This window comes from Faecalibacterium langellae (assembly GCF_002549775.1).
Taxonomy (GTDB): domain Bacteria; phylum Bacillota; class Clostridia; order Oscillospirales; family Ruminococcaceae; genus Faecalibacterium; species Faecalibacterium langellae.
Genome location: NZ_NMTR01000014.1, coordinates 173,181 through 181,717 on the forward strand (window position 1 = coordinate 173,181; position 8,537 = coordinate 181,717).

10 protein-coding genes and 1 tRNA gene are annotated in these 8,537 nt (G+C 60.4%); 5 read left to right on the forward strand and 6 right to left on the reverse strand.

What is annotated here, in order from left to right; genetic code table 11:
• Positions 1 to 282: 282 nt before the first annotated feature.
• Positions 283 to 1,584 carry an MATE family efflux transporter gene (locus tag CGS49_RS06085; RefSeq protein WP_097800986.1) on the forward strand — a complete coding sequence of 434 codons (1,302 nt, stop codon included), beginning with the start codon at positions 283 to 285 and terminating at the stop codon, positions 1,582 to 1,584.
• A gap of 3 nt (positions 1,585 to 1,587) precedes the next feature.
• Here the strand turns inward: CGS49_RS06085 and CGS49_RS06090 are convergent, their stop codons facing one another.
• On the reverse strand, positions 1,588 to 2,433 hold the full coding sequence (locus CGS49_RS06090) for a helix-turn-helix domain-containing protein (RefSeq protein WP_097800987.1): 846 nt from the start codon (positions 2,431 to 2,433) through the stop codon (positions 1,588 to 1,590).
• A 127-nt stretch (positions 2,434 to 2,560) separates the two neighbouring features.
• Here CGS49_RS06090 and CGS49_RS06095 point away from each other — a divergent pair, with 127 nt between their 5' ends.
• Positions 2,561 to 3,676 carry an ABC transporter ATP-binding protein gene (locus CGS49_RS06095; protein ID WP_097800988.1) on the forward strand — a complete coding sequence of 372 codons (1,116 nt, stop codon included), beginning with the start codon at positions 2,561 to 2,563 and terminating at the stop codon, positions 3,674 to 3,676.
• A 211-nt stretch (positions 3,677 to 3,887) separates the two neighbouring features.
• Here the strand turns inward: CGS49_RS06095 and CGS49_RS06100 are convergent, their stop codons facing one another.
• Genes CGS49_RS06100 through CGS49_RS06115 form a run of 4 tightly spaced genes read right to left on the reverse strand, consistent with a single transcriptional unit; the run spans position 3,888 to position 6,936 of the window.
• Positions 3,888 to 4,670 (reverse strand): Cof-type HAD-IIB family hydrolase, encoded by a 783-nt coding sequence (locus tag CGS49_RS06100; protein ID WP_097800989.1) that lies wholly within the window; start codon positions 4,668 to 4,670, stop codon positions 3,888 to 3,890.
• On the reverse strand, positions 4,601 to 5,587 hold the full coding sequence (locus CGS49_RS06105) for a LysR family transcriptional regulator (protein ID WP_242975392.1): 987 nt from the start codon (positions 5,585 to 5,587) through the stop codon (positions 4,601 to 4,603). The genes CGS49_RS06100 and CGS49_RS06105 overlap by 70 nt, the downstream gene beginning before the upstream one ends.
• A 12-nt stretch (positions 5,588 to 5,599) precedes the next feature.
• A complete protein-coding gene (tsaA, locus tag CGS49_RS06110; RefSeq protein WP_097800990.1) occupies positions 5,600 to 6,298 on the reverse strand; it encodes a tRNA (N6-threonylcarbamoyladenosine(37)-N6)-methyltransferase TrmO in 699 nt (232 codons plus the stop codon).
• Positions 6,299 to 6,315: 17 nt separating this feature from the next.
• Positions 6,316 to 6,936, reverse strand: a complete 621-nt coding sequence (locus tag CGS49_RS06115) for a LexA family protein (RefSeq protein ID WP_097800991.1) — start codon at positions 6,934 to 6,936, stop codon at positions 6,316 to 6,318.
• A gap of 194 nt (positions 6,937 to 7,130) precedes the next feature.
• Here CGS49_RS06115 and CGS49_RS14445 point away from each other — a divergent pair, with 194 nt between their 5' ends.
• Together CGS49_RS14445 and CGS49_RS06125 are read left to right on the forward strand one after the other, a co-directional pair.
• Complete coding sequence (locus CGS49_RS14445) at positions 7,131 to 7,499, forward strand: helix-turn-helix domain-containing protein (protein ID WP_242975393.1); 369 nt, start codon at positions 7,131 to 7,133, stop codon at positions 7,497 to 7,499.
• The gene (locus CGS49_RS06125; RefSeq protein ID WP_097800992.1) at positions 7,471 to 7,689 is read left to right on the forward strand and encodes a hypothetical protein; all 219 of its coding nucleotides are present in this window, start codon (positions 7,471 to 7,473) and stop codon (positions 7,687 to 7,689) included. The genes CGS49_RS14445 and CGS49_RS06125 overlap by 29 nt, the downstream gene beginning before the upstream one ends.
• 57 nt (positions 7,690 to 7,746) lie before the next feature.
• On the opposite strand, the gene CGS49_RS06130 is transcribed toward CGS49_RS06125, so the two are convergent.
• Positions 7,747 to 7,911, reverse strand: a complete 165-nt coding sequence (locus CGS49_RS06130; RefSeq protein WP_097800993.1) for a FeoB-associated Cys-rich membrane protein — start codon at positions 7,909 to 7,911, stop codon at positions 7,747 to 7,749.
• A gap of 186 nt (positions 7,912 to 8,097) precedes the next feature.
• Between CGS49_RS06130 and CGS49_RS06135 the strand changes: the two genes are divergently transcribed.
• Positions 8,098 to 8,174 (forward strand) — tRNA-Val (locus CGS49_RS06135).
• Positions 8,175 to 8,537 lie beyond the last annotated feature (363 nt).

Here is an 8,537-nt window from a genome sequence, read left to right on the forward strand (position 1 = left end):
GCTTTGGGGTCTGAAAGGGGCGAGTAGCCCCTTTCTCGTCAGGGGTAAGTGGAGTCCAGAGGATGAGAGGGGCGCGTCGAAACGCCCCTCTTGTCCTCTGGCCCAGCGGAGCGTCCGGCGGCGCTGCCGCCAACAAAAGGCATATAACCTGCCCTACTCGAAATCATTCTGCACGGAAAGCCATTTTACACGCTCTATAGCCTTTTTATGTTGACTTAACAAACGCATTGTGTTACAATACCCCACTGTGTACAACGAATCGTGAAAAAAAGGAAAACTTTGATGAACCTGACAAAGCAATTCTTTAAATATGTATCGCAGAACATCTTCGGCCTGCTGGGCACTTCGTGCTACATTCTGGCCGATACCTATTTTATCTCGCAGGCGGCGGGCACCGACGGCGTCACCCTGCTGAACCTCTGCCTGCCGGTGTATAACTTCATCTTTGCCATCGGCTCCATGATCGGCCTGGGTGCAGCCACCCGCTACGCCATCCTCAAAGCCCAGGGCGATGGCCGCTGCCAGAAGTATTTTTCCAACGCCATCTTCTGCGCCTGTGCGCTCAGTGTGCCGTTTTTGCTGGTGGGCATCTTTGCACCCGGGGGCCTTCTGCGGCTGATGGGCGGCGATGCGGGCATCGTGGCGCTGGGCATCCCATATGCCCGCATCTTCCTGATGTTCACGCCCTTTTTCATGTGCAACTACATTGTGTCGGCCTTCGTGCGCAACGATGGCGACCCGTCTCTTGCCATGGTGGCGACATTGAGCGGCAGTCTGTTCAACGTGGTGTTCGACTACATTTTCATGTTCCCCATGGGTCTGGGGCTGGCCGGTGCCGCGCTGGCAACGGCGGTGTCGCCTATTATCAGTATCGCCATTTGCAGCCGTCACTTCTTTAAAAAGGAGAACACCGTGCAGTTCGTGCGGCAGCTGCCCTCGGCAAGGCTGCTGGGCCAGAGCTGCCAGCTGGGCATCTCCGGCTTCGTGGGCGAGATGAGTTCCGGCGTCACCACCACGGTGTTCAACTTCCTGCTGCTGGGTCTGGCGGGCAACGTGGCCGTGGCGGCCTACGGCGTGGTGGCAAACTTTGCCCTTGTGGCAACGGCCATTTTCAACGGTGTGGCGCAGGGTGCCCAGCCGCTGGTGAGCGAGTGCTACGGCAAGAGCGACTGCGCCGGGGCAAAAAAGCTGCTGCTTCTCGGCAGCTGCACGGCACTGGTGCTGGCAGCGGTGCTGTACGGCATCATCTTCGGCTTCACCGATGGGCTGGTGGGTGTGTTCAACAGCGAACACTCCGCCCAGATGGCGCAGTTCGCCCACATGGGCATGCGGCTGTATTTTATCGGTTACTTCTTTGCCGGGTTCAACATCGTGGCGGCGGGCTACCTGAGCGCTACCAACCGCCCGGTGGAAGCGTCCATCACCTCCATCTGCCGCGGCATGGTGGCCATCGTGGCCTGCTCGCTGGTGCTCAGCGCGGTGTTCGGAATGCCGGGCGTATGGGCGGCCTTCCCGGCGTCGGAACTGCTCACGGCGGCGCTGACGCTGGTGCTGCTGTTCCGCGGCAAAAAGCAGAAAGCGTGATCTTTAAATATAAAGTTCCTGTTCGCGGAGGGCTTCCTCGGGGGAGAGCCCGCTGCGGACGGTGTGACCGGCCATGGTCCGCCACTGCGCGGGGGATTGGCCGGTCTCTTTTTTGAACACCCGGCACAGGTAGTTCGCGCCGGAAAAACCGCACAGGCTGGCCACCACGTCCAGCGTATACTCCCGGTGCAGCAAAAGCCGCTGGGCCGCTTCGATGCGCACGGTGGTCAGGTACTTGCCCGGCGGCACGCCCACGGCGGCGGTGAAAGTGCGCACCAGATGGCTTTTGGAAACGCCCAGCCGTTCGCTGAGCTCCTCCACGCCGTAGAGGCCCGCGTAGTTCGCGCGGATGTCCTCGATGGCGGCCTGCACCAGCGGCGGCAGGGAGGGCGAAGCGCTGTCGGCATCCGCCAGTTCGCACAGCAGCGCATAGGCCAGCTGGCTGCGGGCACGGCTGTGGGTCTCTTTTTCTTCTGCCAGGCGGCCCATCAGCTCGGCAGCGGCAGGGCAGGAGGAACCCTTTGCCAGAAACGGCAGCTGGTGCAGCCCGGCCAGAAACTGGCCCGCCGCCTGCCCGGTGAGCTGGATGCACAACAGATGGCAGCTGCCCTCCGGCGCGAGGGCCAGCGGTGCCCGGCTGAGCACCAGATGCCCGGCAGGCACCGACTGCGGCGGCAGCAGCAGCGCTGCACCCACCGGTAGCGGCCCAGCCATGGGCACCGAAGCGGTGCATTTGCCGCTGGAGACAAGGCACACCCACAGCCCTTCGCCGGAAAGGGTGCGGGGGGCCGAAAGCTGCAGGTCCTGCACCGAAGCGGGCGCAGCCACGGCATTCCAGTCAAAAAGCAATATCTGACACCTCGAATCAATAAAATGCTATTTTATATCACAAAATTATCTGTTATTATAGTACCAACGAAATACCACGCCGTCAAGGGCGTGCAACCCTGAAAAATTTTTATGGAGGCAAACGATTATGGCTTCGATTAGCTGCCAGCACATCTATAAGATCTACCCGGGCGCAACTGCTCCTTCCGTCACCGACTTCAACCTGGAGATCCAGGATAAGGAATTCATCATCTTCGTCGGCCCCTCCGGCTGCGGCAAGTCCACCACCCTGCGCATGATCGCCGGCCTGGAGGAGATCTCCAAGGGCGAAATGTACATCGGCGGCCGTCTGATCAACGACGTTCCCCCGAAGGACCGCGACATCGCCATGGTGTTCCAGAGCTACGCTCTGTACCCCCACATGACCGTTTACAAGAACATCGCATTCGGTCTGGAGCTGCGCAAGACCCCGAAGGACGAGATCGACAAGCGCGTGCATGAGGCTGCCAAGATCCTGGAGATCGAGCACCTGCTGGACCGCAAGCCCAAGGCTCTGTCCGGTGGTCAGCGTCAGCGTGTTGCTCTGGGCCGTGCAATGGTCCGTAACCCGGCCGTCTTCCTGCTGGACGAGCCCCTGTCCAACCTGGATGCTAAGCTGCGTACCAGCATGCGCACCGAGATCATCAAGCTGCACAAGAAGCTGGCTACCACCTTCATCTACGTTACCCACGACCAGACCGAGGCTATGACCATGGGCGACCGCATCGTCGTCATGAAGGATGGTATCATCCAGCAGGTCGATACCCCGCAGAACCTGTACGATATGCCGTGCAACATGTTCGTTGCAGGCTTCATCGGCAGCCCCCAGATGAACTTCCTGGACGGCACCCTGATCAAGAAGGGTGAGCTGTACGGTGTTGACCTGGGCGGCGACGTGATCCCCCTGCCCAAGGAGAAGACCGCAGACGGCAAGCTGGACGCTTACGTCGGCAAGAAGATCAAGATGGGCATCCGTCCCGAGGATATCGACGACGAGCCCGAATTTATGGCAAAGCACACCGACTGCCAGCTGGATGCTCAGGTCGATGTCTCTGAGATGATGGGCGCTGAGATCTACCTGTACCTGGAGTACAAGGGCAACAAGATGACCGCCCGCGTGGCTCCCACCTCCAAGGCCCGCAACGGAGACACCGTGCGCGTCGCATTCGACCCGCACAAGGTGCACCTGTTCGACATCGAGACCGAGCAGACCATCCTGAACTAAAATTTAGCGACGATCATTTTTGATCCTCCTATCATAAGAAAAACCGCCGAAGGGAAACCTTCGGCGGTTTTTCGTTTAGGCGAAAGAATGAACCCTCTCAAGCGCTTGCGCGCCAGCTCTCCCGAAGGGAGAGCCCTTTTTTACCGTAAAACACAAGAAAACTCCCCCTGAGAGAGGGGGAGTTCGTATTGCACAGGGATGACTGAGAGGGTCAAATCAGCCCGTGTTCTACGCAGTAATGATAGATGCCGTCCTCGGCACAGCTGCCGCAAATGTCCGTGGCGGCAGCTTTCAGGGCGGGGGAGCCATTGCCCATGGCGACGCCGGTGCCCACCGCGCCGAACATTTCCAGATCATTGTTGCCGTCGCCGAAGGCCATGGCATCGGCCTTATCAATGCCGTAAGCTTCCAGCACATGGGCGATGCCGGTGCCCTTGCCGCCGGCCGTCGGGATGATGTCCAGCGCGCGGTCCCACCAGGCGGCGATCTTGGCACCGTTGACGCCCTGCATCAGGCGGTCGTATTCCTCAGCCCGGCCGCCGATCATGATCTGATACACGGTTCCTTCGGCCACTGCGTCGAAGTCCTCGGCGATGGGAGCGGTATCCTTTGCAACGGCAAAATAATCGGCAAGGTCCTGATCAACGCCGTTGGCAGCCAGACGCTTTTCGGTAGCAAGGCACATGGGGCGGCCCAATACGGCGGCATTCTGACGGATGGTGCGAATGTCCTCGGTGGGGATGGGGCTGGCATACAGCACCTGTTCTTTGTCATAGCAATAGGAGCCATTGAAAGTGAGCAGGGTGTCGAACTGTACGCCGGGGAAATCCTTCAGCGGAACGGTCATGGGTGAGCGACCGGTGGCGATGGCCAGCCGGATGCCGTTTGCCTGCAGCTTGTGCAGGGTGTCCAGCATACGCGGCGTTACCTGCTTTTTTTCCATGTCGATGAGGGTGCCGTCAATGTCGAAAAAGATGATCTTTGGCTTGTGCATGGTAAGCTCCTTTCAGTGTTCGGAGAAAGCGGAGCGGAAGCAGTCTCCCGCACCAGCTGGATGAAGGCGTTCATCTGCGGGGTGAGCCATTTGTCCCGGTGGTAGAACAGCTGGCGGTGCATCTCCACGGCACAGTCCGGCACGTTCAGCCGGGCAAGGCGGCCCGCCGCCAGTGCCGGGCGTACGATGTATTCCGGCAAAAACGAAAGCCCCATGCCCTGCTCCACCATCTGGCACAAGAGGGCTGCGCTGCCCAGCTCCAGATAGGGCTGTACGGCAAGGCCCCGGGCGGCTAGGCGCTGGTCCAGTGCGTCGCGGTAGCTCATGCCGCGCTCGGTGAGCAGGAACTCCTGCCGGGTCAGTTCTTCCAGTGTCACCTCGGCCTGCGCAGCCAGCGGATGGTCCACCGGCGCGATAAAGCACACCGGCTCCGGCACGTCGGCGGCGAGGACGAGGTTCGGCTGCAGCAGAGGCTGGTCCAGCGTGTAGGCAAGGTCGATCTGGTTGGTGCCCAGCATCTGCAGCATGCCGTCGGCGGTGGCGGTGCACAGCACCAGCTCCACCTGTGGGCACAGTGCGTGGTAGCGCTTCAGCAGCCCGGGCAGAAAGGTGGAGCACACCGAGTCTGCCAGCGCGATGCGCAGGCTGCCGCTGATCTGTTTGGCGGGCTGCAGGGCAGCCTGTGCCTGCTCGGCGGTGGTCAGCAGGGTGCGGGCATAGCCCAGAAAGGTCTCGCCCGCGCTGGTCAGCCGGACGGTCTTGCCCACCCGGTCGAACAGCGGTGCGCCCAGCTCGGCTTCCAGCTGTGCGATCTGGGAAGACACTGCCGACTGCGAGTAGCCCAGCTGCCGCGCCGTGCGGGAAAAGCTGTGCAGCTCCGCGATATGCAAAAAGGTGTTGATGTTTCGCAGTTCCATAAGCAGGCCCTCTCAGCGGCGGTCCACGCCGGTGACGGTGAGCACCTCGCCGTCCACCTTGAAGTGTACCTCCAGCCCGGCGAACTCCATGCCGTAAATGCGTTCCGGGTCGTGCTGGTAGGAGGGCCGCGGGTCGCTGGCCAGCACGCCGGTCAGGCCGTCGCGGTCGGCGGCGGGCACCCGGGCCAGCAGCTGGGGCGGAAACTCCACCTGCAAACGGTGGAACTGAGTTTGGCCGGTAAAGCCCTCGGCGGCGTCCGGGTGGCAGTCGGCGTAGGGGATGTAGGGCTTGATGTCGTAGATGGGGGTGCCGTCCATCAGGTCGGCCCCGCGTACGATGAGCACCGGGCCCACGTCCGGGCGGTGCTCAATGGCCTCCAGCTTCACGCTGGAAAGGCCCAGCGGGTTCGGCCGGAAGGGCGACCGGGTGGCGAACACGCCCATGCGGGTGTTGCCGCCCAGGCGCGGCGGGCGCACCGTGGGGGACCAGGTGTCCCGCACCGCGCCGGAGAACTGCCACACCAGCCAGATGTGGCTGAAGTCTTCCAGCCCGCGCACGGCGTCGGCGTTACGATATTCTGGCGTGAAGATGATCTCGCCCCGCAGGCTGTCCACAAGGCCGCTCTGGCGCGGGATGCCGAACTTGGTGGGGAAGGCGGTGTGAATGTGTGCGATGACCTTCAGGGTCATGGCTTCGGGTGCAGTGGGCATGGTGAACTCCTTTTTTCTTACAGGCCTCGGCAGAACCCGACGGCTTTGCCCTCGATGCGGATATCTTCCAGCTGCGGGCCAGTGTAGACCATCGGCGGGCAGACGGCGGCGTTGTCGGCGATGAGCATCACCGCGTCGCCCTGACGATGGAAGTGCTTCAGGGTGGCTTCGTCGCCGATGCGCACCGCCGCGATCTCGCCCTGCTCCACCTCCGGCTGGCAGCGGATGCAGACGATGTCGCCGTCACAGATGGTGGGAGCCATGCTGTCGCCGTGGCAGGTCAAGGCAAAGTCGGCGTGCCATGCCGCCGGGACACCGATGTAGCTCTCGATGTTCTGCTCGGCCGTGATGGGGCTGCCGCAGGCGATGGAACCCACCAGCGGCACCCGGGTCATGGCGGGCAGCGGCTCAAAGCCCGGCGGCGGGGGGCAGGGGGTGTCCAGCCCCAGCAGGTAGGCGGGGGTGGTCTGGAGCGCGGCGGCCAGCTCCTCCACTTTGGACTGCGGAATGTCGTTGATGCCCTTTTCCAGCTTGGTGATGGAGGATTTGGAGCGGTAGCCCATGCGCTGGGCAAGCTCCTCCTGCGAAAGGCCCAGTTCCTCGCGGCGCAGGCGCAGGCGGGTGGATAGCTCAGACATACAAAAACCTCTCTGAAAAACGTATGGTTGTCCTGCAAGGCAGGATGTCTCACGGATAGTATACCAGAAAAGTGTTTGAAAATCAACTTTTTTCGACGATTTGCAGAAAATAGGTTGACAGAAAATCAACCTCGGACTATACTACAACCAAAGATTGTCAAACGGAGACCGCGATACAAAAAGGAGAGAGAACGATGGCAAATACTGAGATGATCCGGGCGTACATCCGCGACAGCGGCTACAAGCTGCAGTACATCGCGCGGGCGATGCAGATCAGCACGACGGCCCTGAACCAGAAGCTGCAGGGCAGAACGCAGTTCAAGCTGGACGAGGCCGAGCGGCTCAGCACCATGCTGGGGCTGAGCATGACCGAGCGGGACGCCTGCTTTTTTGACCAACAGAACCGCGCTGAACGGCTGATGCAGCGCGCACAGGAGAACAGAAGGAGGGCAGAACACAGTGACCCGAGAGCAGAACAAGGCGACCAGGCTGGCGCTGCAGCGGTACGGCACCCGGTACTGGGCACGCAACCCGGTGGAGCGCAGCTGGCGCGACGCCATTGAGCAGGGCGTGGCGTATTATCAGGAGCATGACCCCGTGCGCGCCGAGCTGTTTGAGCTGCGCTATGTGCAGAACCACACCGAGGAAGAAGTGATGGAGCGGTTGCACATCGGCCGCACGACCTACAAAAAGGCCGACCAGGACCTTTTGAGCACGGTGGCCGTCTACGCGGCCCAGCGCGGTGCCCTGTGAGCGCAAAAAATCCCCCGGACCATGCCGCGGCGGCAGGCCCGGGGGTGTTTTTATCGGTCAGTGCTTGTTGGGGTCGGGGTTTTCGCAGCGGCTGTGGCAGGAAGCACAGTTGCCGCCGCAGCCTTCGCCCTTCCAGCCGCCCTGCTTGGAGATCCAGACCACGGCCAGTGCAAAGGCAATGATCAGCACGATCAGGGTGATGATTCCACGAAGTGTCAGCATTTTTTGTTACCTCTTTTCCCCGGCGGGGTGTTTCTGCCTCCAGTATACACGATTTTGCGCCGGAGAGCAACGGGAGGACAAAAAGAAAAAGTGTGATTTTTTTCAAATTGGGGCTTGCAATTTGGCAAAGGCCGTGCTATAATAATCACGTTCCAGTTCGGAGCGAACGGAACACAAACAGAATATGGAGGATTAGCTCAGCTGGTTAGAGCACCTGCATCACACGCAGGGGGTCTGGGGTTCGAGTCCCTAATTCTCCACCATACAGTTCGTACTCGAACCCGATTCTTTATGAAAAAGGGTTCGGGTACGTTTTTTGTTTACAGGAAGTTCTGCGGAGGGAGTATGTAGAACGGTAAGCAGGAGCAAGTAAAGGCAGGGTATCACCATGGCGGTGGTGCCCTGCCTTTTTGCTTTGTATTTCCCTATATTGCGCTTTTCGGGCTAATCGCTGCGTACGTCCGTACATGGTCGGTACGCACGTACGCAGGAAAAAGGGCAGGGCCTGATATATAACAGTAGTCTTTTATTGTGTAATATGATATACTCAAGTCAACATAACAATTGTGAACGAGCGCAATTTCAAATGGACATCAATCGTATTTTAAGTGAACGAGCTATCTAAA